Source organism: Variovorax sp. LjRoot175 (assembly GCF_964253805.1).
In the GTDB taxonomy this organism is placed as follows: Bacteria; Pseudomonadota; Gammaproteobacteria; order Burkholderiales; family Burkholderiaceae_C; genus Variovorax.
In genome coordinates, this window is sequence record NZ_CAXURY020000001.1 from 2,998,995 (window position 1) to 3,024,687 (window position 25,693).

Consider the following 25,693-nt stretch of genomic DNA (forward strand, 5'->3'; position numbering starts at 1 on the left):
AACAGGACGATCTGTGTCAATTTTGCCGACTTATCAATCAGTCGACTCAAAAATAGACTATCTCCCATGCCGACCGCTTCCGTGCCGGCGCCAACATCGAAAGAGAGCGATAGATCATGAAACTGCTGCACATCGATTCCAGCGTCCTGGGCGACAACTCCGTCTCGCGTCAATTGACGGCCGAAGTGGTGGCCGAATGGCGCCGCAACCACGCGGGCACCGAAGTCGACTACCTGGACCTGGCGGTTTCCGCCCCCAGCCACCTCGATGCCCACTCCCTGGGCTTCCGGGCGCCGGCAGGCACCGAATTCACCGAACGCCAGCGCAACGAGAACGCGGTCTCCGAAAAGCTGGTGAGCCAGTTTCTCGCGGCCGACGTGGTCGTGATCGGCGCGCCGTTCTACAACTTCTCGATCCCGAGCCAGCTCAAGGCCTGGATCGACCGCATCGCGCAAGTCGGCCGCACCTTCAAGTACACCGAGAAGGGACCTGTGGGCCTGGCCGGCGGCAAGACGGTGATCGTCGCCATCACCCGCGGCGGCATCTACTCGACCAGCGAAGGCGGCCAGGCGATGGAGCACCAGGAAAGCTACCTCAAGGTGGTCCTGGGCTTCCTCGGCGTCACCGACGTGCGCTTCGTGCGCGCCGAAGGTCTGGCCATGGGCGAAGCGCCGAAGGCGGCCGCACTCGGCGCCGCCCGCGCCGACATTTCCAACGTGGCGGGCGAAGCCGCCAATCAGGACGTCGCCACCCTCGCCGCCTGAGGCATTGCAGAAGAACTATGCGTGGCTCTTGATTCAGGCCACGTATTTGTCGACCCAGGTCTGCAGGAGCTTCTTGGTGCCGCCCTCGGCGATGTGGCCCTTGTCGTCGAACAGGCCCTCCTTGTTCTGGAGGAAGGCCTCGGGCTGGCCCAGCGTGGGCACGTCGAGGTAGGCCAGCACGTTGCGCAGGTGCTGCTGCGCGACCGCGGTGCCGATGGCGCCGACCGACACCCCGATCACGCCGGCCGGCTTGCCGGCCCAGGCGCTCTGGCCGTAGGGCCGCGAGGCATTGTCGATCGCATTCTTGAGCACGCCGGGCAACGAGCGGTTGTATTCCGGGGTCACGAACAAGAGGCCTTGCGACGCGGCGATTTCCGATTTGAGCCGCTTGACCGCGGGCGCCTGGTTGCCGTCGTCGTCCTGGTTGTAGAGCGGCAGGTCGTCGATGCGCAGGTGCTCGAAATTGAAGTCCGAGGGCGCGAGGTGCGCGACCGCGAGTGCGAGCTTGCGGTTGAACGAATCCTTGCGCAGGCTGCCGACGATGACGGCGATTCGGGTCTAGCTCATGAAAACTCCTTTTGAACGGGGTTGACGGGAAGCGCCAGGAATTATCCGAAGCGCCTATGACCTTTTCCGGAAAAGCCCAATCACGGCAGCCGGTGCTGCGGCGCGTTCTGCAGGCTCGCCTGCGTCACGCTGGCGCCGGCCGGCACGTCGTCGATGATCCAGACGTTGCCCCCGATGGTCGCGCCCTTGCCCAAGTTCACGCGGCCCAGGATGGTGGCGCCGGCATAGATCACCACGTCGTCTTCCACGATCGGATGGCGCGGCAGGCCCTTCTGCAGGTTGCCGTCGACATCGGTCGGAAAGCGCTTCGCACCCAGCGTCACGGCCTGGTAGAGGCGCACGCGCTTGCCGATCACCGTGGTCTCGCCGATTACGACGCCCGTGCCGTGGTCGATGAAGAAGCCGGCGTCGATCTGCGCGCCCGGATGGATGTCGATGCCGGTCTGTCCGTGCGCGAGCTCGGCCACGATGCGTGCCAAGAGCGGCAGGCCCAGGTCGTAGAGCTGGTGCGCGAGGCGGTGATGGATCATCGCCAGGATGCCGGGGTAGCACAGCAACACCTCGTCGACGCTGCGCGCGGCCGGGTCGCCCTGGTAGGCGGCGATCACGTCGCCGTCGAGCAGGCGGCGAATGCCGGGCAGCGCGGCTGCGAAAGCGCGCACCGCCTCCCCGGCCTCCGCATCGATCTCGGCCGCATCGCGCGGCTGGTGACGCGCGTTGTAGCGCAGCTCCAGCCGGGCCTGCGTCAACAGCGACTGCAGGGACGAGTCCAGCGTGTGGCCGACGTAGAAGTCCTCGCTCTCGTGCCGCAAGTCGGGCGGCCCAAGCCGCATCGGGAACAGCGCGCCTTTCAGCGATTCGACGATGCCGGCCAGCGCATCACGCGAGGGGAACTCGCGGCTGCCCGGTTCGCGCGAACGCTTCTGGGAATCACGCCATTCGTCGCGCACCTCGTGCAGCGCGCTGACGATTTCACTTACATCGAATCCGGCCATGGCTTGCTCCTTGTTTCCGCACATTGTTGCGGCATCGGGAGCAAACGCGGCGTCGGAAGGGTTTAGAGCTTGGCGATGGACACTTCGGTCGATTTCACCAGCGCGACCACGTCGGAGCCGGGCTTGAGCTGCAGCTCGTCGACCGAGCGCGTGGTGATGACCGAGGTCACGATGCCCCAGGCGGTCTCGACGTCGACTTCGGAGACGACGTCGCCTCGGATGATCTCGCGGACCTTGCCCTTGAACTGGTTGCGCACGTTGATGGCTTGGATGGACATGGAGGGACTCCTGTTGAAAAAGAAGGAAGAAGAAGATCAGACCGCCCAGCGCAGGACGTGCGCCGGCCCGTCGGCCCAGCGCGTGTCGTTGGCCGGCTCGCCATCGGGTTTCTGCAGCACGCGGTCGAGGATGCGTTTCTCGATCGCCGCGAAAGCCGGATCGCCCTGCGAGCGCGGCCGCGCGAGCGCGATGTTTTCGTCCAGCGCGATGCGGCCGTCCTCGATCAGGATCACGCGGTCGGCCAGCGCCACGGCTTCCTGCACGTCGTGCGTGACCAGCAGGGCGGTGAAACGGTGACGCTGCCACAGGTTCTCGATCAGGCGATGCATCTCGATGCGCGTCAGCGCATCGAGCGCGCCCAGCGGCTCGTCGAGCAGCAGCAGCCGAGGGTGATGCACCAGCGCACGCGCCAGCGAGACCCGCTGGCGCTGCCCGCCCGACAGGCGCGCCGGCCACTCGGCCTTGCGGTCGGGCAGGCCGACCTGCGCGAGCACTTCTTCGCCGCGCACGCGCGCCGCCGTCGGCAGGCCCAGCGTGACGTTCTCGAGCACGCGGCGCCACGGCAGGAGGCGCGCCTCCTGGAACATGATCCGCGTGTCGTCGTGCAGCCCGTCGACGGGCTTGCCGTCGGTGTAGAGGCCGCCTTCGGAGGCTTCCTCGAGGCCCGCGATCAGGCGCAGCAGCGTGCTCTTGCCGCAGCCGCTGCGGCCCACGATGGCGATGAACTGGCCCGGCTCGATCGTGAGCTGCGTGTTGCGCAGCACCTCGCGCGTGCCGTAGCGCTTGTGGAGACCGCGCGCTTCGAGCCGCACGCCGGCAAAGCCTTGCTGGAGGATGGCGCTCATGTTTTTTCAGACTCCGGGGTTGAACAGCGCCACGTCGAGCGCGTTGAGTTTCTTGGGCAGGAGCTTCTCGGCGAAGAAGGCATCGGCGATGCGCCGCTGCTCGGCCAGGCCGCCAACCACCACCGGACGCACCGCGTAGCTGCGCCGCGCATTGGCATGCTCGACCGTGGCGGTATCGAGCCCCCACACTGGCGCCAGCAGGGCGGCCGCTTCCGCGGGCTTCTGCTTGACCCAGAGGCCGGCCTTGTGCAGTTCGCCGTAGAGCACGCGCAGCACGTCGGGACGCGCGTTCGCGAACGGCGTTCCGCCCAGGTAGTAGCGCTGGTACGACGCGATGCCGGTGCCGTCCGCCAGCACGCGCAGCTTCGACTGGCGCTGCGCCGCGGAGAGGAACGGGTCCCACACGACCCAGGCATCGATCGCACCGCGCTCGAAGGCGGCTCGGCCGTCGGCCGGCGTGAGGTACGCGGGCTCGATGTCCTTGAACGAGAGGCCGGCCTTGTCGAGCGCGGCGATCAGCAGGTAGTGCACGCCGGCCGCCTTGGCGAAGCCGACCTTCCTGCCCTTGAGATCGGCCACCGACTGGATGGGCGAATCGGCCCGCACGACGATCGCCTGCGCGGCCGGAGACGGCGCCTCCTGCGCGACGAAAGTCAGCTTCGCGCCCGCGGCCTGCGCGAACACCGGCACGGTGTCGGCCACGTCGGCGCTGAAGTCGAGGTTGTCGAGATTGAGCGCTTCGAGCAACGGCAAGCCGCTGGTGAACTCGTGCCAGCTGATCTTGACGCCCAGCGGCGCGAGCTGCCGCTCCAGCGTGCCCTGGGTCTTGAGCACCACGGTCAGCGTCGACGACTTCTGGTAGCCGATGCGGATCGTGGACGGGGCCGCGCCTTGCGCATAGGCCATGCCACCGGCCAGTGAAGCCAATGCGCCGAGCGCGGCGCGCCGAGTGAGAGAAGTCATCTCGCCCTCCTCCTTCATTTCGCCGCCTGGTAGCCCGGATGCCAGCGCAGCCACCAGCGCTCCAGCCCGCGGGCGAACACGTCGGCCAGCTTGCCGAGCAACGCATAGAGCAGGATGCCCACCAGCACGATGTCGGTCTGCAGGAACTCGCGCGCGTTCATCGTGAGATAGCCGATGCCGGCCTGTGCCGAGATGGTTTCGGCCACGATCAGGATCACCCACATGAGGCCGAGCGAGAAGCGCAGGCCCACCAGGATCGAGGACAGCGCACCCGGCAGGATCACCTCCTTGTAGAGCTGCCAGCGCGAGAGCCCGTAGGTGCGGCCCATCTCGATCAGCTGCGGGTCCACGTTGCGGATGCCGTGGAAGGTGTTGAGATAGATCGGAAAGAACACCGACACCGAGATCAGAAACAGCTTGGCCGATTCGTCGATGCCGAACCAAAGGATCACCAGCGGAATGAGCGCCAGCGCCGGGATGTTGCGCACCATCTGGATGGTGGAATCGAGCAGGGTCTCGAAGAACTTGACCGAGCCGGTGAGCAGGCCCAGCGCAAGGCCGAGCCCGCCGCCGATGGCCAGGCCCGACAAGGCCCGGCCGGCGCTGACCCTCACGTGGGTCCACAGTTCGCCCGAGACGGCCAGCGCCCACGCGGCCTTGACCACGTCGATCGGCGCCGGCAGCACGCGGGTGGAGAGCCAGCCGAGCGACGAGGCGATCTGCCACGCGACGATCAACCCCACGGGCACGAGCCAGGGCACGAGGCGCTTGGCGACCCCGAGCCCGAAGGCTTGCGCCGAGCCCAGCGAAGGTGCCGCGACCGGCAATGGCTGCACTTGTTCAGTCATGAAGAGAGTCCTTTGCCTTGATCAGCATTGCGAAACGAGGCGCGAAGGCGCATCGAGATTGGCGACGACCTCGCCGAAGGGACCGGTCAGCGCCCCGCCCGGCAGGCTCGGGCGCCGCTTGCGCGGCAAGAGCGGGAACACCAGCTCGGCAAAGCGGTAGGACTCTTCGAGGTGCGGGTAGCCCGAGAGGATGAAGTTGTCGAGGCCCAGCGCCGCGTACTCCTCGATGCGCGCCGCCACCGTCTTCGCATCGCCCACCAGTGCCGTGCCGGCGCCGCCGCGCACCAGGCCCACGCCGGCCCAGAGGTTGGGCGAGATCTCGAGCTCGGCCCGCGTGCGCCTGGCACCACCAGCGTGCAAGGCGGCCATGCGGCGCTGGCCTTCGGAGTCCATGCGCGCGAAGGCGGCCTGGGCGCCGATCACGGTGGCGTCGTCGACGCGGCTGATCAGCTCTTCGGCAGCCTTCCACGCCGCGTCCTCGGTCTCGCGCACGATCACGTGCAGGCGGATGCCGAACTTCACCGTGCGGCCCTTGCGTGCGGCGCGTTCGCGAACGTCGGCCGCTTTCTTTGCCACTTCGGAGGGCGGTTCGCCCCAAGTCAGGTAGGTATCGACCTGTTCCGCCGCGAGCTCGTGCGCCGCCGCCGAGGAGCCGCCGAACCACACCGGCGGATAAGGCTTCTGCGTCGGCGGGTACAGCAGCTTCGCGCCCTTCACGCTCAGATGCTTGCCTTCGTAGTCGAAGCTCTGGCCTTCATGGCTGCGCGCGATGATCTCGCGCCAGATGCGGATGAACTCGGCCGACTGCTCGTAGCGCGCTGCATGGTCGAGAAAGACGCCGTCGCCCTCGAGCTCGGACTGATCGCCGCCGGTCACCAGGTTCACGAGCACGCGCCCGCCCGAGAGCCGGTCGAAGGTCGCGGCCATGCGCGCGGCCAGGCTGGGCTGGTGCAGCCCGGGCCGCACCGCGACCAGGAATTTGAGTTGCCGCGTCGCGCCGATCAGGCTGGCCGCGATCACCCACGGGTCCTCGCAGGAGCGGCCGGTGGGAATCAGCACGCCCTCGTAGCCGAGCTGGTCGGCCGCGCCGGCAACCTGCTGCAGATAGGCCAGGTCGACCGGGCGCGCGCCCTCGGTGGTGCCGAGGTAGCGGCTGTCGCCGTGGGTGGGAAGAAACCAGAAGACTTGCATGGTGTGATCTCGATCAGATGGCGAAGAGAAAGCGCCGCAGGCCCCACGCCAGTGCCGTGGTGCGAAGCACCCGCACGGCGCGAAGCCGCAACAGCGCGCTGTCAGGCAATACCGGCGGCCGCTGCATCGAGCACGTTGATCTTCTTGGGGATCAACCCGAGCGAGAAAAAGGTGTCGGCGATCTTCTGCTGCTCCGCCAGGACCGCCTTGGTGATCGGCCTCGTGCCGTAGTTCGCGCGCCCCACCACGACGTCGACCACCGGCTGCGGAATGCCCCACAGTTGCGAAAGCTCGGCCGCGAACGCGCTCTTGTTGGCCTGGCCCCATTGGTCGACCTTGTCGATCTCCTCAGTCAGGATCCGGATCACGTCGGCGTTCTTCTCTGCATAGCCGAGCGAGGAGAAGTAGTAGGCGCGGTTGCCCACCACATCCGTGGCGTCGGCGAGCACCTTGGCTTCGAGCGTCTTCTCCGCCGCGGCCAGGAACGGGTCCCAGATCACCCAGGCGTCGATCGAACCCTTCTCGAAGGCGGCGCGCGCATCCGAGGGCGGCAGGAAGGCGAGGTTCACGTCGCCGTAGCCGAGGCCGTGCTTCTCCAGCAGCTTGACCAGGAAGTAGTGGACGTTGCTGCCCTTGTTGAGTGCGACCTTTTTACCCTTGAGGTCGGCCACCGAACGGATCGCCGATCCCTTTGGCACCAGCACCGCTTCCGATTGCGGGCGCGGCACGGTCGCCGCCACATAGGCCAGCGGCGCACCCGCGGCCTGCGCGAAGATCGGCGGCGCTTCGCCGACGTCGCCGAAGTCGATCGAGCCGACGTTGAGCGCTTCAAGCTGCACCGGCCCGGCCGTGAACTCGGTCCACTTGAGCGAGACCTTGAGCGGTGCCAGCCGCTTCTCCAACGTGCCGCGGCCCTTGAGCAGGCTCAGCACGCCTTTCTGATGGCCGATGCGCAACTGCCGCGCCGGCGCCTGGGCAAGTGCCGCCAGCGAAGGCAAGGCGATCGCGGCCGCGGCGCCCTGGACCAGTTGGCGGCGCTTCGATGAATGCAATGTCATGGTGATGCTTTCGATGGATGGAGCCAGCGGCTCAGGTGGCGGTAATGAAGCCGACGATCAGCGCAATGGCGGCGACCACGACCACGCTGACGGCGAGGTCGCGCAGCGCGCGCCACAGCGGACGCGGCGGCGCATCGATGGCAAGGTCTTCGGTGCTGACAGGGTTCATGGCGGATGTCTTTCAGGCGTGAGTTGTCCCGCGCCGCGCGCCGGCGGCGAAAAACCAATGTGGAAAAAGAAGGGGGAGGCGCTCTCGCGCCGGGCCGGCCGGCCCGGGCTCAGACGCTACATCGCACGCGCGAGAAGGGCACCGGCTCGAAGCCGCTGGTGGCGGGCAGCTTGAGCCCTTCGCTGGCCAGCGTCTCCACCGCATCGTCGAGCCGCTGGGCGAGCTCCTGTTGCAGCTGGTACGCGCCCTCGGGCTGCAGCGTGACCTGGCCGTCGGTCGCATACACGCCGGGCAGGATGTGCCGTGCCGCGAGCGACTGCAGCACGGGCCGCAGCGCGTAGTCGAGCGCCAGCATGTGGTGCGGGCTGCCGCCGGTGGCCAGCGGCAGCACCGTCTTGCCCTTGAGCGCGGACTGCGGCAGCAGATCCAGAAAGACCTTGAGCACGCCGCTGTAGGCCGCCTTGTAGACAGGCGTCGCGATCACGATCACGTCGGCGCGCCGCACCTGTTCGACCGCATGCTGCACGGTGGGATGCGAAGCCTCGCCCAGCAGCAGCGCATGTGCTGCCAGCTCGCGGATCGCGAGACGATCGGCCGGCACGTCGCGCAGCGCGAGCCGCGCGGCCACCGCATCGAGCAGCACGGCCGAGCGCGAAGGCGCCGACGGGCTGCCGGCAATCAGTAGAACAGTCACGATTGCTTTCGTTCGAAGGTGGTTCTTTTTCAGGGGGCCGCAGCGCCCGGCCGCCCGAAGCGGCCGGCCCGCCCCCGGTTGGGGGGTTGGCGTACCGACACGAAGTGCGGGGAGCCTGGGGGCGAGCTGGTTACTTCTGCTTCGCCGTGTAGATCTGGTCGAAGGAGCCACCGTCCGCGAAGTGCTCCTTGTCCGCCTTGGCCCAGCCGCCGAAGGCCTGGTCGATGGTGAACAGCGTGAGCTTGGGGAACTGCTTCTCGTACTTGGCCTTGGCCTTGTCGGAGGTCGGGCGGTAGTAGTTGCGGCCGGCGATGTCCTGGCCTTCGTCGGAGTAGAGGTACTTGAGGTATTCCTCGGCCACGGCGCGCGTGCCCTTCTTGTCGACCACCTTGTCGACCACCGTCACCGTGGGCTCGGCCAGGATGCTGACCGAGGGCACGACGATGTCGAACTTGTCGGGGCCGAATTCCTTCAGCGCCAGGAAGGCCTCGTTCTCCCAGGCCAGCAGCACGTCGCCCACGCCGCGCTGCACGAAGGTGATGGTCGAGCCGCGCGCACCCGTGTCGAGCACCGGCACGTTCTTGTAGAGGCTGCCGACGAACTCGCGGGCCTTGGCGTCGCCGCCGTACTTGCGCTTGGCGAACTCCCATGCGGCCAGGTAGTTCCAGCGCGCGCCGCCCGAAGTCTTGGGGTTGGGCGTGATCACCTGCACGCCGGGCTTGGCCAGGTCGTCCCAGTCCTTCAGGCCCTTGGGGTTGCCCTTCTTCACGAGGAAGACGATGGTCGAGGTGTACGGTGCCGAGTTGTGCGGCAGGCGCTTCTGCCAGTCGGCCTTGACCAGGCCGCCATGCTTGACCAGCGCGTCGGTATCGCCGGCCAGCGCCAGCGTGGCGACGTCGGCGTCGATGCCGTCGATGATCGAGCGCGCCTGCTTGCCGGAGCCGCCGTGCGACTGCTTGATGCTCACGTCCTGGCCGGTCTTGCCCTTCCAGTACTTGGCGAAGGCCTTGTTGTAGTCGACGTAGAGCTCGCGCGTCGGGTCGTAGGACACGTTGAGCAAGGTCACGCTTTGCGCGAACGACGGCAATGCCGTCAGGGCGATGCTGGCGGCAGCGGCGGCGCCGAGGGAAAGCTTGATAAAGTCGCGGCGAAAGCTCATGGTCTTGTGCTCAGGAGGGCATAACAGTGAAGCTGCGAATTCTGAAGAGCGCATAAGGAAACTGGAACGACCGAGTTCTCAGTTCTAAATAGCGAAATCAACTAAGCAACCCACACGAAGGCAATCCAAATGGCACGCATGGTCCAGTGCATCAAGCTCGGCAAAGAGGCCGAAGGGCTCGATTTCCCGCCCTACCCCGGTGAACTCGGCAAACGCCTGTGGGAGAACGTCAGCAAGGAAGCCTGGGCCGCCTGGCTCAAGCAGCAGACCATGCTGGTCAACGAGAACCGGCTGAACCTGGCCGATGCCCGTGCCCGCCAGTACCTGGCGCGCCAGATGGAGAAGCATTTCTTCGGCGAGGGCGCTGACGTCGCGCAGGGCTACGTTCCCCCGACGAACTGATCGCCTGCCCGCGCCATGACCGAGCCGGTCGATTGGCGGGCCGACGGCGTGCCGCAGAGCGCGCGCTTTGGCGATATCTACCACTCCGAAAGCGGCGCGCTGGCGCAGGCCCGGCATGTGTTTCTGGCCGGCTGCGGCTTGCCTGAGGCCTGGGCCGGGCACCCACAATGGCGGATTCTCGAAACCGGCTTTGGTCTCGGCCTCTCTTTTCTGACAGCCTGGCAGGCTTGGCGAGCCGATCCTCAGCGCCCGCGCCTGCTGCATTTCGTCTCGGTCGAAGCGCACCCGGTGTCGCGCGACGATCTGCTGCGCGCCGCCGCGGCCTATCCGGAACTTGCCCCGCTGGCCGCCGAGTTGGGCGCGCAGTGGTGGGGCCTGTTGCCCGGCTTCCATCGACTGGTCTTCGACGAAGGCCGCGTGCTGCTCACGCTGTGCATCGGCGATGTGCAGGCCATGCTGCGCACGCAGCAGCACTTCGAGGCCGACAGCATCTTTCTGGACGGCTTCAGCCCCGAGCGCAATCCGCAGATGTGGTCGCCCGAGACACTCAAGGCCGTGGCACGTTTTGCGCGGCGCGGCACCCGCATCGCGAGCTGGACCATCGCGCGGACGGTGCGCGACGCGCTGGCGCAGCGCGGCTTCCAGCTCCGCAGGGCGCCCGGCCTGCCGCCCAAGCGCGATTGCCTGCAGGGCGTGTTCGAGCCGGCCTGGCAGATTCGGCGCCGCGCGCCGCTGCCCGCGCCCATCGCGGCGCCGGGGCGCTGCGCGGTGATCGGTGCGGGACTGGCCGGTGCAGCCGTGGCGGCCAGCCTGGCGCGGCGCGGCTGGCAGGTCACGGTGCTGGATGCCGGCGATCGCCCGTCGGCCGGGGCCTCGGGCCTGCCCGTCGGCGTGCTCGCGCCGCATGTGTCACCCGACGACGCGCTGCTGTCGCGCCTGACCCGCGCCGGCGTGCGAGCCACGTGGCAGCAGCTCGAGGCGCTGCTGGCGGAAGGCAGGGATTGGCGGGCCTGCGGCGTCCTCGAACGGCGCGCCGCGGGCCAGGATCGCCTGCCCGCCGACTGGACGGCCGAAGGCCCCAATGAATCGTGGCACGCCTCGGCCGCGCAGATTCGCGAAACCGGACTGCCGGCCGATGCGCCTGCACTCTGGCATGCGCGCGGCGGCTGGGTGCGGCCGGCGCGGCTGGTTCAGGCCTGGCTGGCGCAGCCCGCCATCGAACTCGCCACCGGACGGCGCGTGGCACGCATCGAAGCGCCGCAACCCGGGCTCGCCTGCTGGACGCTGCACGACGCCCAAGGCGCCCTGCTGGCCGAAGCCGAACGCGTGGTCATCGCCGCCGGCTTCGAAAGCCGTGCGTTCGCGCCCGCGCTGGCGCTGCAGCCCGTGCGCGGCCAAGTCGCCTGGGGGCGCATGGACGACGGCACGCAGCTGCCTCGCGTGCCGATCAACGGCGACGGCCATCTCATTGCGCATGTACCCGACGCCGATGGCGCGCTCTGGCTCACGGGCGCCACCTTCGACCGCGACAGCAGCGATGCCGCGCCACGCGGCGCCGACACCGAATCGAACCGCGAGCGGCTCGCCAGGCTCCATCCCGATGCTGCGCTGCAGCTCTCGTCGGCGTTCGAGCGCGGCGACGCGAAGGCATGGGCCGGCGTGCGCTGCGCGTCGGGCGACCGCCGGCCGCTGGTCGGCCCACTCGACCCGGCATCGTCGCAGGGCGTGTGGCTCTGCACCGCGATGGGCTCGCGCGGCCTCACATTCGCCGCGCTGTGTGCCGAACTGCTTGCGGCACAGTGGCACGGCGAGCCCTTGCCGCTTTCGGCATCGCAAGCGCGGGCCCTGGATGCGCAGCGTTCCAGCGCTCAGATGTTCGCCAGCGCCAGATAGTCCAACAGCGTCGAGCCGCCCAGCGTGGCGAAAGGCAGCAGCACCGCCTTGACCAGCGGCTGCTGCCAGAACGGGGCGAAGGCGCCCATGCGCAAGCTCTCGATGCGCGACTGCAGCAGTTCGAGCTGCTTGGGTGTGGCCTCGCCGGGCGCGGCCGGCGCCTTGGCGTTCGCCCGCATCAGCGCATCCTTGACCAGGTCGAGCGCATGCCGGCGCGAGGCCTCGGCGGCAAGGCGCAGCGCCAGCGCGCAGCCCAGCGCGACGACCGCCCCGCCGACGGACAGGACGATGGTGCTCACCGGCATGGTCCACCGGTCGAACACCGCGCTCCTCGAGAGCAGCAGCAGCGAAATCACGATGAAGGGGTAGTAGATGAGGTGCGTGACGCTGCGCGTGCGCAGCGCGATGAACTGCAGGTCGACCCAGTTGTCCAGGTGGGCCCGCGGGATGCCGGTCTGCGCCTCGAACAGATCCAGCGTGGCTTCGGGCCAGTTCGCGGCCTGCTCGCGCAGGCCGCGCACGAAGCCGACGCAGAAGGCGGTCGCATCGACGACGAAGAACACCAGGAAGTACATCGCCACCAGCGACGGAATGCGCAGGCCGTCGTGCACCGCGAGGGACAGATCGCCGCGGTACGGCACGGAGCGCTCTTCGTCGAAGGCCAGCACGATCAGGTAGCTCCATGGCAGCGCCGCGGCCACATACGCCGTGGTGCGCAACAGCCGCGCGCTGAGCCTGTTCTGCGCCACGTAGCGCTTCCAGAAGTCGAGCGCGGGTGCCAACATGCCGTGCGCGGCCTGCTTTGAGCCGCTGGCGGCGGGCACGAAGCGCATCGAGAACACCTGGGCCAGCTTCTGCCACCAGCGCAGCCGCGCCTGGGCCTCGCGCTGCTCGGCAATCAGTTCGCGGCGCGTGCGGCCCAGGTGGAATTCGCGCGTGATCTCGTCGAGGCTGCGCGTGAGCGCGCCCCAGCCCCGGAAGAGCAGGTACAGGCACAGCACCAGATTGAGCACGCGAATGGCTTCCGTCGGCCAGAGACTGATGCCTTCGAACGCAGTCAGCGGCTTGCCTTCGCGCGTGAGCCACTCGGCAAAGGGCTGCCAGTGGGCGGCCAGCCAGAGCGGCAGCTCGAGCTGCAGCAGCACGGCAAGCACCGCCAGTGCCGAATAGCGCGCGAGCAGCGCGGAGCCGTCAGGTGCGCGGGCGACGAAGCGCCCCAGGAAGCGCCGTGCGCCGAGGCTGATGAAGAGCGCGGGCGCCCACAGGGCGAGCACGAGAAGGCTCGCGATCAGGACCAGCGTGGCCTCCCGCGGCATCGGATAGCGGGCCGATGCGGGCGGATGGACGTCTTCGCATGCGGTCCAGCCCTCGCCCCGGCACGGATTCGATGTGGCCTTCTGCGGGCCCTCGTTCGCCGGACGACCGTAGAACTCGAAGGCCTCGGTGCGGCCGATCTCGAAGATCCGCGGTGTCTTGAACCACCGGGCAATGGCCACCTGCGATAACGGCCGCGTGGGATGCCGCGCGTCGTCCATGGCGATCCGTGTCGTCAGGAAGGTGGACACCTGGTAGCTGTCGCGAAACGGCGGTGCGCCGCCTTGCAGCTCGTCCCGGAGGCGCAGGCCGAAGTTGGAGGCGACGATGAGGTTGCGTGTCCAGGCCTGCTCGCGCGGATGCAGGAAGCGCGCATCCAGATCGGTGGTGAAGAAGATGGCGTTCGGAAACTCCGGCTTGAGCGCCTGCAGCACCAGCAGCTTGTCGTGCACATCGTTGCCCAACACGCCGATCGCGCGCAGACCCATGCCGTCGGCACTGGCGGCACGTACGCGTCGGTCCTTCTCGCGCATCTGCACGGCGAGACGGCGCAGATAGTCGAACTGGCTCTGGCCTTCGGCGCGCTCGATGAAGGTACCGTCCTTGCGACGGGTCGCATCCTTGTCGCCTGGCGCCTGCTTGCCGCCGCTGGCGGAATCCGACGCTCCCTGGCCGCCCGCAGGCAGTTGGCCATCGAGTCCGCGCACATAGTTGAAGGAGTTGATGCAGAAACCGCGCTCGTTCGCCGCGGGCCGGAATTCGCGCCGCAGGCTGCGGCCGTACAAGGTGTCCCATTCGGCCACCACGGCGACATGGCTCGGCGCAGGGTCCGGCTTCTCCCCGTCGCTCGGACGGCAGGCTTTCCGGTAGGCCTCCACCTCTTGCTGCGCCGTCAGCGTCGGGGGCGGATCCGATTCGCCGCGGTCCGGCCCCAGCGCCTCGATCGTGAGCGGCCTCAGGCCGCGCAGCTCCAGTTCATCGATCAGCCTGGTGGCGAGACCTCCGTCGCTGCCGATGGTGCGCACCAGCAGCGCGCCCCTGGACTCGAAGAAGTCGGCAAGGCTCGACTCGGCGTCCGGAAGCAGGACATCGTCGGGCACGGTCGCGTACGGCGAATAGAAGCGCATCGGCGGCGCGGGCACCTTGCCCTTGAGGCTGGACTTCGCCGCTTCGTCGATCATGGCCTTGAGCCCGTCCGAACCGTTCGGTCCAATGACGCGCCAGCTCGCGCCGGATTCGAGAAAGGGCCGCGCCAGTTCCGCCATCCGCGCGAACGGTGCATTGTCGAAAGCCTCGCTCCGAAGCCACATGACGAGCACGCGCCGAAGATCATCGTTGTTCCCGCGCGCATCCAGTGTGGGTTCGAACCACTCGTAGGGTATGGGCTCCGGCGATCTCGCGTACGGACCGGGACGAACCGGCGGAAAGAAGTAGCCCAGATGTTCGGTATCGACGGGCGAGAGCCGGCTTGCGTTGAGGCCTGCCAGCACCGCATAGCGTCCTCGCCTGCGACTTTCCACGTTCTCCGAGTAGGGTCCGCCCGGCAGCATGACCGCGAGGATCTCCACCGGCTGCCTGGACCGGATCTCCCGGGCCAGGTCGGCGGCGGTGCGCCGCGCGTCGTCCGCCTCCGCCCTTTTCGCGTCGTTCTTCCTGGCCTCCACCCGGCCCTTGGCGACGGCGCCGAAGGGATCCTGCCAGAGCCGCGCCTCGACATCCTGCAGCGAGAAATGCTGCGCGAAGCGCGATTCGCCGGCCGGCAGACGGGTGGTTTCGAGCGGTGCCTCGCGCACGAACAACACACCGGCGAGCAGCAGCATCACCGCGATGAGGCCGTTGCCTGAAAGACCGCCCAGCCCGGACCTGGAATCCTTTTCCATAGGACCCCCTTCGCTGTGCAGTCTAGGGACGCGCTTCGACTTCACAATGTGTCGTTCGGCGGAAAGCGCCCTCCAAACGGACGGTGTCTACCTCATACACGGTAGACAATTCGCCATGCCCATCCGCTACGACATCACCCACACCACGATCTACCGCTACAACCAGCCGGTGAGCTTCGGCCTGCATCGCGTGATGTTCAGGCCGCGCGACAGCCACGACCTGCGCGTGCTGGCCACCGACCTGCAGGTCAGCCCCGAGGCCTACGTGCGCATGATCCAGGACCCGCACTCCAATTCGGTGGCGCTGGTGCAGCCGATGGGCGAGGCGACCGAGTTGCGCATCGTCTGCGCCTTCACCATCGAGCACGTGCCGGCGCCGATGAACGAACTGCCGCTGGAACCGGCCGCCGAGTACCTGCCCTTCGCCTATTCGGTGCAGGAGCGGCTCGACCTCGAACACTATCTGCGCCCGCACCACGACGACCCCGAAGGCACGCTGATCCGCTGGGCCCACCAGTTTCTCCACACCGACAAGCCCAACAGCACGCGCGAGGTGCTCGCACGCATGAATGCGCACATCGGCCGGAGCCTGACCTACGCGGCCCGCGACGAGGAAGGCACGCAGACGCCGCTGGAAACGCTGGCGCTGGGCAGCGGCAGCTGCCGCGACTACGCACTGCTCATGATGGAGGCCGCGCGCCGGCTCGGCGTGGCCACGCGCTTCGTCTCGGGCTATATCTACGATGCCGCGCTCGACACCGGCAGCGTCGAGCCGGGCTCATCCGTCTCCGGCGCCGGATCGACGCATGCCTGGCTGCATGCCTACCTGCCCGGCGCCGGCTGGGTCGCTTTCGATCCCACCAACAACCTTCTGATGGGCAGCGGCCAGCTGATCCGCGTCGGCGTGGCGCGCGACCCGTCGCAGGCCGCGCCGATCAGCGGCAGCTGGTATGGCAAGGCGCAAGCCTATGAAGGCCTGGAAGCGACGGTTCAGGTGAAGCGCACCGCGGGCTGAAGTTCGACTTTGGCAGGAGCGTGTCATGACACTGTATTTTTATACAGATAACATGGGGCGCCCTCCAAGAAAAACCCAAGGCGCCCGGCCATGTCATTCCCTCATCTTCCGAGCCCTGCTCCCCGGCAAGTCCCTCGTCTCTTCCTGATCACGCCGACCTCGCGGCGCCCGCTTTCGAACCCCGCGCCCTCACCGCACACGGACATCCGGCGCCATGCGGCGCGCGTGATCGCGGTCACCGTGCGTCACTGGTGGCCCTGAGCGGCTCCAGCCCGGTCTGCGCCGCTGCCACCACCGCCTCGGTGAGACGGTCGAGCATCGGGATCTTCAGGCGCACGTGATGCCAGTAGAGCGGCACCCGCAGGTCCACGCCTGGCACCAGCTCGACCAGCGAGCCGTCGCGCAGCTGCGCTTCGACCAGGCTCGCCGGGTTCGTGCCCCATCCGATGCCCGCGACGCAGGCCGCCACGAAGGCCTGCGGCGAAGGCAGCCAGTGCCGCGGCGTTTCGACCGGCTTGCCGCAGGCCGCCCGCAGCCATTGCGCCTGCAGCTTGTCCTTGCGGTTGAAAACCAGGCTCGGTGCCGCGGCCAACGCCTGCGCGGTCACGCCGTCCGCGAAGTACTTCTTCTTGAAGGCCGGGCTCGCGGTGGCGAAGTAGCGCATGTGGCCGAGCGGCACGCTGCGGCAGCCCTGGCCGGGCTTGGCGCTGGCGGTCACGGCGGCCAGCACGGCGCCGGTGCGCAGCCACTCGGCCGTGTGCTCCTGGTCGTCGAGGCTCAGGTCGAGCAGCGCCGGCTCGCTCGCGCTGAAGGCCGCGATCGCGGGGACGAACCAGGTGTCCAGGCTGTCGGCGTTGACCGCCACGCGCAAGGTGACGCGCTGATCGCCGGCGTCGAGCGCGCCGAGCGCAGGCATGGCGCGCTGGAGATCGCGCTCGAGCATGCCAACCTGCTCTACATGCCGGCACAGCCAGGCACCCGCCTCGGTCGCCACGCAGGGCGAGCCGCGCACGATCAGCGCAAGACCCAATCGATCTTCGAGCAGCTTGACGCGTTGCGACACCGCCGACGGCGTCACGTGCAGCGCGCGCGCCGCCCGTTCGAAGCTGCCTTCGCGCACCACCTGCGCAACGGCGGCCAGGGACAGGTAGTCGAGCAATGAAGTATTCCTAATGCAGCCGCAGAAAAGTTAACTGGACTGATTCTGCCGCAGCGCCAATCATCGGCGCATGACCCCCCTCGCCTTCCCCGCATTCGCCACCGGCTTCGGCCTGACCCTGGGCCTGATCGTCGCCATCGGCGCGCAGAACGCCTTCGTGCTGCGCCAGGGCCTGCGGCGCGAGCATGTGTGGCCGGTGATCCTGTTCTGCGCGCTGGCCGACACGGTGCTGGTCGCCGTCGGCGTGGTCGGCATGGGCCAGGTGCTCGACCGCCTGCCGCTCGTGGCGCCGGCGCTCACCGTCGGCGGTGCGCTGTTCCTGCTGGTCTATGCCGCCTTCGCCTGGCGGCGTGCGCTGCGCCCTGCTGCGCTGCATGCGGCCGCGGGCGGTGCGGGCCGGAACTCGCTGCGCCGCGTGATGACGCAGACCGCCGCCTTCACGCTGCTCAATCCGCACGTGTACGTCGACACGCTGCTCCTGGTCGGCGCCGTCGGCGCGCAGCAGGCCGGCCTCGGCAAGGGCGCCTTCGTGGCGGGCACCGCGCTGGCCAGCGCGAGCTGGTTCGCGGGGCTCGGCGCCGGTGCGCGGCTCTTGGCACCGCTGTTCGCGAAGCCGGTGGCCTGGCGCTGGCTCGATGCGCTCGTGGGCCTGGTGATGCTGGTGCTCGGCGTGGTGCTGGCCGGGCAGGCGGTCTCAGCGCTGCGGGGCTGAAGCGGCCCGGGCCTCGAGTTCGGCCACCAGGGCGCGCGCCTCGTCGCCTTCAGGAATCGGCCGGCCGCTGTCGCGCCATGCAACCGCACTCTTGAAGCCCTCGACCTCGGCCTGGCGGCGGAACCACATGCCTTCGGGGTTGTGGCGCGTGATGCCGTCGAACACGGTGGCGAACATCTGGCTCTGCTCCAGCCCCATCGAGAGCCAGACCTGGTTGACCACCAGCTTGTGCATCATCAGGTGCGAGCGCGGCACGCCGGCGATGCGCTCTGCCAGCTTCAGCGTGGCCACGTCGAGCTCTTCGGCCGGCACCGCGAAGTTGGCGAGGCCCCATTCGGCGGCCTGCGTGCCGTCGATGGTGTCGCCGGTGAACATGAGCTGCTTGGCGCGCAGCGCGCCCAGCCGGTAGGTCCACATCGCGGTCGTCGGGCAGCCCCAGACGCGCGTGGGCATGTAGCCGATCTTCGCGTCCTCGGCCATCACCAGCAGGTCGCAGCACAACGCGATGTCGCTGCCGCCGGCCACCGCGTAGCCGTGCACCTTGGCGATGGTGGGCTTGGTGCAGCGCCAGAGCGACATGAAGTCCTCGGTGTTGCCCTTCATCGCGGCGTAGTCGAGCATCGGGTCCCACGGCGTCTTCTCCTGCCTGCAGGGATGGTCGGCCGTGCCGTCCTGTGCCTTGCCCTCGGCGTATTCGCCCAGGTCGTAGCCGGCGCAGAAGGCGCGGCCCGCGCCTTCGACCACGATCACGTGCACCTCGTCCTCGGCTTGCGCCCACTCGACCGCGTGGCGGATGTCGGCCGGCGTGGTGTTGCCGATGGCATTGAGCTTCTCGGGCCGGTTGAGCACGAGGCGCGCGATGCGCGGGTGCTGCGGGTCCTTGTCGATCAGAACGGTGTTGAAGGTGGGCACGGGTGTCTCCTTGTGGATTCGATCCTATGGCGGCGGCCCGCGCGGCGGTAGGCCTTCCGGCGATCCCGCGCATGCGCTACGGCCAACGCCTAAATCCAACGGTGGATGCGCAAGGCCGCCGATCGGCGTCTGATGTCATGACGGCGCAGCAAAGTCGCGGCCCACTCGACGACACATCAATTCAGGGTGACCACCATGTACCAGGGCGAACGCTTCAACGGATACAGCCATCTGCTCGGGCTGATGCTGGCCACGGCCGGCTCCGCCCTGCTGCTGGCCAAGACGATGCCGGTCAACGACCCGGCCAAGACGGCGAGCGCGCTGGTGTTCGCGCTGTCGATGGTGACGCTCTACGCGGCATCGGTCCTGTTCCACAGCACGCGCGGCCGCATGAAGCTGTTCTGGCAACGCGTCGACCACTGTGCGATCTACCTGCTGATCGCCGGCAGCTATACGCCCTTCGCCCTGGTCACGCTGCAGGGCGCCTGGGGCTGGGCGCTGCTGATCGCGGCCTGGAGCGCGGCGCTGTTCGGCATCGCCCGCGAGCTGCGGCCCGGCAACCCGCCTGCGCCCTCGCTGGCACTCTACCTGGGGATGGGCTGGCTCGGCGTGATCGCCGCCGTGCCATTGATCGCGCGGCTCGACAGCACCGGCCTCGCCTGGCTGATGGCCGGCGCCGTGCTGTACTCGGCCGGCACGATCTTCTACCGCAACCCCCTCGGCTGGCGCCATGCGCACGGCACCTGGCATCTGTTCGTGCTGGCCGGCACCGCGAGCCATTACGTCACGGTGGCGCACTTCGTGTTGTAGCAACGCGCGCCGCCTTGCGGGCGGCGGCAGTGCTTCGGGCTTGGGTAACATGCCTCGCCCAGAAGCATTCGCATGAAAAGCCAGAACCTCTCCTTCCACCACCCGATCGCGTTCTGGGCCGGTTGCATCGCCATCATCGGCGGCGTGCTCGCGCACGTGCCGATGTTCATGATGGGCCGGCACACGGGCTACCAGATGGTCGGCATGGAGATGGACGCCACCATGCTGACCGGCATGGCGATGATCCCGCTTGGCGTGCTCTTGGCCATGTACGGCCTGATGCCGCGCATCGCGCAGATGCACAAGAGCCTGCACGGCGACAGCCACCTGCAGTTCCATGTCGCCGACGGCGTGCCGCTGAACGGCGAACACTGGAAGCTGGTGATCGTGCTGGTGATCGCGCTGGCGGTCGACGTGCTGAAGCCGGCCACGCTGGGCTTCGTGATGCCGGGCATGACCACCGAGTACGAGATCAGCAAGCAGACTGCCGGCGTGCTGGCGCTGGTGGCGCTCACGGGCACGACAGTGGGTTCGGTGGTGTGGGGCCGGCTGGCCGACATCTTCGGCCGGCGCGCGGCCATCCTGCTGTCGGCGCTGATGTTCATCGGCACCGCGATCTGCGGCGCGATGCCGGCCTTCGGCTGGAACCTTGCCATGTGCTTCCTGATGGGCGCCTCGGCCGGCGGCCTGCTGCCGATCACCTTCACGCTGATGGCGGAAACCGTGCCCGCCGCGCACCGCGGCTGGCTGCTGGTGGCGCTGGGCGGCGTCGGCACCTCGGCCGGCTATCTGCTCGCGGCCGGCTCGGCCGCGCTGCTGGTGCCGGAATTCAGCTGGCGCGCGCTGTGGCTGCTGGGTTTGCCGACCGGCCTGGTGATCATCTTCCTGGGCCGCTACATCCCGGAATCGCCGCGCTTTCTTTCGAACGCCGGGCTCGACAACGAGGCTCGCGCGGTGCTGGCGCGCTTCGCCGGCACGGGCGCAGCGGCGGCAGCGAATGCGCAGGCGGCCGTGGTCGTCGCCGAGCAGGAGCCACCGGCCGGCGGCATCGCGCAGCTGCTGCGCGGCAGCCATGCGCGCATCACCTGGGGCCTGATCGTCTGCGGCGTGGCCTGGGGCCTGGTGAACTTCGGCTTTCTGCTGTGGCTGCCGACCAACCTCGGCAGCATGGGCATGGACGCCACGGCCGCGAGCGCCCTGCTCGCGCGCTCGGCGCTGCTGGCGCTGCCCGGCATCGCGATCGTGATCTGGCTCTACCACCGCTGGAGCAGCATCAAGGCGCTGGTGCTGTTCATCGCACTCACGACCGCGACGCTGCTGGTGTTCTTCGGCCTTGGCCTGGCGCAGGTGCAGTCGACCTTGGCGATGGTGCTCACCACCGCCCTGCTGCTCGTGAGCTCGAGCGGCGTGATTGCGATGCTCATCCCCTATGCCGCCGAGATCTACCCGGTGCACCTGCGCGGCACGGGCTCGGGCGTGATCGCGGCCAGCTCCAAGTTCGGCGGCATCCTGGGCGCGGGCTTCGGCGTGCTGGGCGTGTTCGGCCACTTCACCGTCTCGGCCCTGTTGATTGCTGTGCCGATGGCGGTCGCGGCGCTGATGCTCATCAAGAGCGGCATCGAGACGCGCGGGCGCGGCCTCGAAGACATCCAGGACCTGCTGGATGCCGGGCGCGGGACGGCGTCTTAGACGCTCGAAGTACATCTAAAGCAAACATTTCTTAAAAGTGTGAGGTTTTCGCACCTCGAATCGGGCTGCTGTCTGCGAACCTCGCGACATGACCCATTCGAGTGCCGATCTCGCCCTTCTCGAAAGCGCCCTGGCCGCCGTGGAGCGGCTGCTGCTCGCGGAGGGCAGTCGCGCGAGTCCCGCGCAGTCCAGCCTTCACATCTGTCTCAACTCGGCCGCTGCGCTGCTGGATGCCAGCCGCTCCTTGATGCGAACGCCGCGTGTCGACGCCGCGCCTGACGAACTGGAGCACGAATGGAAGACGCTGATTGAGCTGACGAAATCAGCCAGCCGATCGGTCTATCGTGCGACGCTCATCATGGCAGCGCAGAGGAATCTCGTCGCGGCGCAGCTTCCACAAGCAGCACGCGACGATGCGACTGCGCACTGAGGGCCTTTAGCAATGGCCCTGATCTGCCCCCAATGCAAGACAAAGAATCGATCTGCCGCCAAGTTCTGCATCGAATGCATCGGCACGCTTCCCACTGCGTTCGCCAGCGCTGACGCGCCGCGCGCCAGCGCCGCGAATTCCCTGTTCGGTTTCATGCGGAGAGCCGAGCAGTCGCAGGGGCCTGCTGCCGTTGGCGCGGCCCCTGCAGTTGCCGAGGCAGCGCAAACTTTTTCCAAGGGGATGTGGGTCAGCATTGCTGCCCTCAGCGTCGCGTTGATCGTGGGGGCCGCGGGCTGGCTGGTGGCGGGTGCCGGCGGCTGGTATCTCTACACGGCGGGCAAGGCACAGGTGCATCCCGTTCGCACGGACCCTTCGACGCAGGCGGAGGCACGTGCTGCCTCACCCGCCGCCACGGCCGAAGCGCCTGCCATGGTCACGGAACCACAGACCGAAAAAGTGCAACTCGCGCCAACGAAAGCGCCGGATCCGGTCCGGGCGACAAGCGAGCCGGCACAGGCGAAGTCCGTCAAAGCTCCGCGCAGCGCGGCCACCACCGCGCCCGGCCAGGCATGCTCGGGCATGAACTTCGTCGTGGCAGCCCGATGCATGGCCGCCCAATGCGAGAAGGCAGAGTTCAGGGCGCACGCACAATGCACCGCGGTGCGCCGGCAGCAACTTCTCGAAGAGCAAAAGAGAAATCCAGCTGCTCCGTAGCCGGCCCTTTGTCGACGGCGGCATCACGGCCACTCAGTGAGCGCCGGGCAAGGCGCCGCCGGCCTTCCTAGAATCGACCGGTGTTCGACACGCGGCAACCGCCGCCGGCCTTATCCCGAATAAGCAACGCATCGCCCGGCAACCCGCATGGCGACTGGCGAATAAGCTTATCCGCATAAGGCGCGAACCAAAAAATAGTTTGTTTCCATAAGGCGCGCTTTTACATTCCCCGGCTCGCGTTGACGGGCCGTGGACGCACCGCCTTCCAGCAACTGACACACGATGTACCAATACACAGATTTCGACCGCCAGTTCGTGCACCAGCGCGCCGCGCAATTCCGCGACCAGCTGGAGCGCTGGCAGACCGGCAAGCTCTCCGAAGATGAATTCCGGCCGCTTCGGCTGCAGAACGGCTGGTACGTGCAGCGCTACGCGCCGATGCTGCGCGTCGCGGTGCCCTACGGCGAACTCTCCAGCGCCCAGCTGCGCGTGCTGGCCCGCATCGCGCGCGAGTACGACGAGCCCGAAGCCGAGGTCTACAAGACTGCGCTGAAGACACAGGGCAAGCTCGGCACGCACAAGCTACCCACGCACTACGGCCACTTCACAACGCGCCAGAACGTGCAGTACAACTGGATCCCGCTGGCCAAGTCGGCCGACGTGATGGACCTGCTGGCCTCGGTCGACATGCACGGCATCCAGACCAGCGGCAACTGCATCCGCAACATCACGAGCGACGAGCGTGCCGGCGTCGCGATCGACGAGGTCGCCGATCCGCGGCCCTTCGCCGAGATCATGCGGCAGTGGAGCACGCTGCATCCGGAGTTCGCCTTCCTGCCGCGCAAGTTCAAGATCGCGATCACCGGCGCGGCCGAAGACCGCGCCGCCACCGGCTGGCACGACGTGGGCCTCAAGCTCGTGAAGAACGAGGCCGGCGAGCTCGGCTTCCGCGTGCAGGTGGGCGGCGGCATGGGCCGCACGCCGATCATCGGCACCGTGCTGCGCGAGTTCCTGCCGTGGAACCAGATCATGAACTACCTCGAGGCCGTGGTGCGGGTCTACAACCGCTACGGCCGGCGCGACAACATCTACAAGGCGCGCATCAAGATCCTCGTGAAGGCCGAAGGCCAGCGCTACATCGACGATGTCGAGGCCGAGTACAAGCAGATCCTCGAGCACGACGGCGCGCCGCACACCATCACGCAGGCCGAGTACGACCGCGTGGCCGCCTCCTTCGTGCCGCCCACGCTCGCGACCCGCGTGTTCCAGAGCGCCGAAGAGACCGATGCCGAGCTGCGCGCGCAGGCGGCCGACGACGTGATGTTCGCGCGCTGGCTGCAGCGCAACGTGGCGCCGCACCAGAACCCGGCCCTGCGCGCGGTCACGCTCTCGTTCAAGCGCATCGGGCAGGCGCCCGGCGACGCATCGGCCGACCAGCTCGATACCGCCGCACGGCTGGCCGACCGCTTCAGCGCCGGCGAGGCGCGCGTCACGCACGACCAGAACCTGCTCCTGCCCTGGGTCCATGCCGAAGACCTGCACGCGCTGTGGCTCAGTGCCCGCGAGGCCGGCTTCGCCAGCGCCAACGTGCACCTCTTGACCGACATGATCGCCTGCCCCGGCGGCGACTTCTGCGCGCTGGCCAACGCGCGCTCGATCCCGATCGCCGAGGCCATCACCGAGCGCTACCAGGATCTCGACGAGCTCGACGACCTGGGCGAGATCGACCTGCACATCAGCGGCTGCATCAATTCCTGCGGCCACCATCACAGCGGCCACATCGGCATCCTCGGCGTCGACAAGGACGGCAAGGAGTGGTACCAGGTCACCTTGGGCGGCTCCGACGGTTCGGCGCTGTCGGGCGCGGCGCAGCCCGGCAAGGTGGTTGGCCCCTCGTTCTCGGCGGCCGAAGTGCCGGACGTGATCGAGGCCGTGCTCAACACCTACCGCGATACGCGCCTTGTGATCGATGGACGCGGCGAGAGCTTCATCGACGCGCTGCGCCGCGTCGGCATCGAGCCTTTCAAGGCCGCGGCCAACGGTGCGCGCTTCAAGGTGGAGGAGGCGGCATGAACAAGACGCTGCGCATCCTTTCAGCGGAAGAACACGTGGACGACGGCGAGCCGAACGTTCTGCAACTGCCCAACGACGCCGACCCGCTGGCCATCGAGGTCTGCCTCGACGACGTCGACCGCATCGACCTGAACTTCCCCAAGTTCACCGATGGCCGCGCCTACAGCCAGGCCTTCCTGCTGCGTCGCCGCCTCGGCTTCAAGGGCGACATCCGCGCCACCGGCGACGTGCTGATCGACCAGCTGGTGCAGATGGAACGCACCGGTTTCTCCAGCGCCGTGCTCAGGGAAGGCGTCGACGCCACCGCCGCGCAGCGCCAGTTCGACCGCTTCTCCGCCTTCTACCAGGGCGACGCGGTGCAGACCACGCCTCTTTTCAAGCGCGAAACGGCCTGAACGCCATGAACGCCATCTCGCTCTACGCCAAGCCCTCCGCCGATTTCGAGACCAAGCTCGCCGAAAGCGTGGCGCTGCTGCGCGGTGCGGCGCAGGAGTTCGCGCCGATCACGCAGGCCTCCAGCCTGGGCGCCGAGGACATGGTGGTGACCGACCTGCTGCACCGCTTTCAGGTGCAGTCCGGCATCTTCGTGCTCGAAACGGGCAAGCTGCATGCCGAGACGCTCGAACTGCTCGAACGCCTGCAGACCCACTACGGCCGCGAGGTCGAGATCTATCGCCCCGTCGCGGAAGCGGCGGCCGCTTTCGTGGCCGAGAACGGCGAGGAAGCGATGTACCGCAGCCTGGAGCTGCGCAAGTCCTGCTGCCATATCCGCAAGATGGAGCCGCTGGAGCGCGCGCTCGCGGGCAAGCGCGGCTGGATCACGGGCCTGCGGCGCGAGCAGTCCGGCGCGCGGGCCGAGGTCGAGCTCATCGAAGAGCAGGCGGAGCGCGTCAAGATCAATCCGCTGGCGAACTGGACCTGGGGCGACGTCTGGCACTACATCGCCACGCACCAGGTGCCCTACAACCCGCTGCACGACCAGTTCTATCCCAGCATCGGCTGCGCGCCATGCACCCGCGCCGTGACCCTGGGCGAAGACTTCCGCTCGGGCCGCTGGTGGTGGGAGCAGGAAAGCGCCAAGGAATGCGGCCTGCATGTCGACGGCGCCGTGTCGTCGGTCATTCCGATTCGCGCCATTGCCTGAACCTCATTTTCTGA

General features: G+C 68.1%; 26 protein-coding genes. 12 read left to right on the forward strand and 14 right to left on the reverse strand.

The genetic code is table 11. The annotated features are described in order from the left end of the window. Positions 1 to 116: 116 nt before the first annotated feature. Positions 117 to 764 carry an FMN-dependent NADH-azoreductase gene (locus ACSQ89_RS14895; protein WP_436290272.1) on the forward strand — a complete coding sequence of 216 codons (648 nt, stop codon included), beginning with the start codon at positions 117 to 119 and terminating at the stop codon, positions 762 to 764. Positions 765 to 797: 33 nt separating this feature from the next. Here ACSQ89_RS14895 and ACSQ89_RS14900 read toward each other — a convergent pair whose 3' ends face one another. From ACSQ89_RS14900 to ACSQ89_RS14950, 11 genes are all read right to left on the reverse strand, one after another. Further along, a complete protein-coding gene (locus tag ACSQ89_RS14900) occupies positions 798 to 1,316 on the reverse strand; it encodes an NADPH-dependent FMN reductase (RefSeq protein WP_436290545.1) in 519 nt (172 codons plus the stop codon). 95 nt (positions 1,317 to 1,411) lie between these two features. Then, entirely contained in the window at positions 1,412 to 2,326 is a 915-nt protein-coding gene (epsC, locus tag ACSQ89_RS14905; protein WP_436290271.1) for a serine O-acetyltransferase EpsC, read from the reverse strand. 62 nt (positions 2,327 to 2,388) lie between these two features. Beyond that, positions 2,389 to 2,604 (reverse strand): TOBE domain-containing protein, encoded by a 216-nt coding sequence (locus ACSQ89_RS14910; RefSeq protein WP_028250350.1) that lies wholly within the window; start codon positions 2,602 to 2,604, stop codon positions 2,389 to 2,391. Positions 2,605 to 2,640: 36 nt separating this feature from the next. Then, positions 2,641 to 3,450 carry an ATP-binding cassette domain-containing protein gene (locus ACSQ89_RS14915; protein WP_436290270.1) on the reverse strand — a complete coding sequence of 270 codons (810 nt, stop codon included), beginning with the start codon at positions 3,448 to 3,450 and terminating at the stop codon, positions 2,641 to 2,643. Between the two features lie 6 nt (positions 3,451 to 3,456). Further along, the gene (locus ACSQ89_RS14920) at positions 3,457 to 4,413 is read right to left on the reverse strand and encodes an aliphatic sulfonate ABC transporter substrate-binding protein (RefSeq protein WP_436296207.1); all 957 of its coding nucleotides are present in this window, start codon (positions 4,411 to 4,413) and stop codon (positions 3,457 to 3,459) included. A gap of 14 nt (positions 4,414 to 4,427) precedes the next feature. Continuing rightward, complete coding sequence (gene ssuC, locus ACSQ89_RS14925) at positions 4,428 to 5,261, reverse strand: aliphatic sulfonate ABC transporter permease SsuC (RefSeq protein ID WP_436290268.1); 834 nt, start codon at positions 5,259 to 5,261, stop codon at positions 4,428 to 4,430. Between the two features lie 21 nt (positions 5,262 to 5,282). Beyond that, positions 5,283 to 6,452, reverse strand: coding sequence for an FMNH2-dependent alkanesulfonate monooxygenase (ssuD, locus tag ACSQ89_RS14930; protein ID WP_436290267.1), 1,170 nt, complete (start codon positions 6,450 to 6,452; stop codon positions 5,283 to 5,285). 101 nt (positions 6,453 to 6,553) lie between these two features. Further along, positions 6,554 to 7,510: a sulfonate ABC transporter substrate-binding protein gene (locus tag ACSQ89_RS14935; protein WP_436290266.1), complete on the reverse strand. Its 957-nt coding sequence runs from the start codon at positions 7,508 to 7,510 to the stop codon at positions 6,554 to 6,556. A gap of 31 nt (positions 7,511 to 7,541) precedes the next feature. After that, entirely contained in the window at positions 7,542 to 7,679 is a 138-nt protein-coding gene (locus ACSQ89_RS14940; protein WP_170855655.1) for a hypothetical protein, read from the reverse strand. 109 nt (positions 7,680 to 7,788) lie between these two features. Beyond that, entirely contained in the window at positions 7,789 to 8,373 is a 585-nt protein-coding gene (gene ssuE / locus ACSQ89_RS14945) for an NADPH-dependent FMN reductase (RefSeq protein WP_093108776.1), read from the reverse strand. A 130-nt stretch (positions 8,374 to 8,503) separates the two neighbouring features. Further along, on the reverse strand, positions 8,504 to 9,532 hold the full coding sequence (locus ACSQ89_RS14950; protein ID WP_436290265.1) for a sulfate ABC transporter substrate-binding protein: 1,029 nt from the start codon (positions 9,530 to 9,532) through the stop codon (positions 8,504 to 8,506). 129 nt (positions 9,533 to 9,661) lie between these two features. Between ACSQ89_RS14950 and ACSQ89_RS14955 the strand changes: the two genes are divergently transcribed. Together ACSQ89_RS14955 and mnmC are read left to right on the forward strand one after the other, a co-directional pair. Continuing rightward, positions 9,662 to 9,934 (forward strand): oxidative damage protection protein, encoded by a 273-nt coding sequence (locus ACSQ89_RS14955; RefSeq protein ID WP_093108778.1) that lies wholly within the window; start codon positions 9,662 to 9,664, stop codon positions 9,932 to 9,934. A gap of 15 nt (positions 9,935 to 9,949) precedes the next feature. After that, entirely contained in the window at positions 9,950 to 11,827 is a 1,878-nt protein-coding gene (gene mnmC / locus ACSQ89_RS14960) for an FAD-dependent 5-carboxymethylaminomethyl-2-thiouridine(34) oxidoreductase MnmC (protein ID WP_093108779.1), read from the forward strand. Here mnmC and ACSQ89_RS14965 read toward each other — a convergent pair. Continuing rightward, complete coding sequence (locus ACSQ89_RS14965; RefSeq protein WP_436290264.1) at positions 11,803 to 15,021, reverse strand: hypothetical protein; 3,219 nt, start codon at positions 15,019 to 15,021, stop codon at positions 11,803 to 11,805. The two genes, mnmC and ACSQ89_RS14965, sit on opposite strands and share 25 nt — an antisense overlap. Before the next feature lie 115 nt (positions 15,022 to 15,136). Between ACSQ89_RS14965 and ACSQ89_RS14970 the strand changes: the two genes are divergently transcribed. After that, on the forward strand, positions 15,137 to 16,036 hold the full coding sequence (locus tag ACSQ89_RS14970) for a transglutaminase family protein (RefSeq protein WP_436290263.1): 900 nt from the start codon (positions 15,137 to 15,139) through the stop codon (positions 16,034 to 16,036). Between the two features lie 235 nt (positions 16,037 to 16,271). On the opposite strand, the gene ACSQ89_RS14975 is transcribed toward ACSQ89_RS14970, so the two are convergent. Beyond that, complete coding sequence (locus ACSQ89_RS14975) at positions 16,272 to 17,195, reverse strand: LysR family transcriptional regulator ArgP (protein ID WP_093108782.1); 924 nt, start codon at positions 17,193 to 17,195, stop codon at positions 16,272 to 16,274. Between the two features lie 70 nt (positions 17,196 to 17,265). Here ACSQ89_RS14975 and ACSQ89_RS14980 point away from each other — a divergent pair, with 70 nt between their 5' ends. Then, positions 17,266 to 17,907 carry a LysE/ArgO family amino acid transporter gene (locus ACSQ89_RS14980; protein WP_436290262.1) on the forward strand — a complete coding sequence of 214 codons (642 nt, stop codon included), beginning with the start codon at positions 17,266 to 17,268 and terminating at the stop codon, positions 17,905 to 17,907. Here ACSQ89_RS14980 and ACSQ89_RS14985 read toward each other — a convergent pair. Further along, entirely contained in the window at positions 17,890 to 18,819 is a 930-nt protein-coding gene (locus ACSQ89_RS14985) for a crotonase/enoyl-CoA hydratase family protein (protein ID WP_436290261.1), read from the reverse strand. The genes ACSQ89_RS14980 and ACSQ89_RS14985 overlap by 18 nt on opposite strands. A 195-nt stretch (positions 18,820 to 19,014) precedes the next feature. Between ACSQ89_RS14985 and trhA the strand changes: the two genes are divergently transcribed. The 7 genes from trhA to ACSQ89_RS15020 all read left to right on the forward strand — a co-directional run bounded on the left by trhA (position 19,015) and on the right by ACSQ89_RS15020 (position 25,679). Next, positions 19,015 to 19,629, forward strand: a complete 615-nt coding sequence (gene trhA / locus ACSQ89_RS14990; RefSeq protein WP_093108785.1) for a PAQR family membrane homeostasis protein TrhA — start codon at positions 19,015 to 19,017, stop codon at positions 19,627 to 19,629. Between the two features lie 72 nt (positions 19,630 to 19,701). Continuing rightward, positions 19,702 to 21,318 carry an MFS transporter gene (locus ACSQ89_RS14995; RefSeq protein WP_436290260.1) on the forward strand — a complete coding sequence of 539 codons (1,617 nt, stop codon included), beginning with the start codon at positions 19,702 to 19,704 and terminating at the stop codon, positions 21,316 to 21,318. Between the two features lie 139 nt (positions 21,319 to 21,457). Continuing rightward, on the forward strand, positions 21,458 to 21,748 hold the full coding sequence (locus ACSQ89_RS15000) for a hypothetical protein (RefSeq protein ID WP_436290259.1): 291 nt from the start codon (positions 21,458 to 21,460) through the stop codon (positions 21,746 to 21,748). A 240-nt stretch (positions 21,749 to 21,988) separates the two neighbouring features. Then, the gene (locus ACSQ89_RS15005; protein WP_436290258.1) at positions 21,989 to 22,462 is read left to right on the forward strand and encodes a hypothetical protein; all 474 of its coding nucleotides are present in this window, start codon (positions 21,989 to 21,991) and stop codon (positions 22,460 to 22,462) included. A 282-nt stretch (positions 22,463 to 22,744) separates the two neighbouring features. Next, positions 22,745 to 24,535, forward strand: a complete 1,791-nt coding sequence (locus ACSQ89_RS15010; RefSeq protein ID WP_436290257.1) for a nitrite/sulfite reductase — start codon at positions 22,745 to 22,747, stop codon at positions 24,533 to 24,535. Next, positions 24,532 to 24,930 (forward strand): DUF934 domain-containing protein, encoded by a 399-nt coding sequence (locus ACSQ89_RS15015; RefSeq protein WP_093108790.1) that lies wholly within the window; start codon positions 24,532 to 24,534, stop codon positions 24,928 to 24,930. The genes ACSQ89_RS15010 and ACSQ89_RS15015 overlap by 4 nt, the downstream gene beginning before the upstream one ends. A gap of 5 nt (positions 24,931 to 24,935) precedes the next feature. Next, a complete protein-coding gene (locus tag ACSQ89_RS15020) occupies positions 24,936 to 25,679 on the forward strand; it encodes a phosphoadenylyl-sulfate reductase (protein WP_436296208.1) in 744 nt (247 codons plus the stop codon). Positions 25,680 to 25,693: the final 14 nt, after the last annotated feature.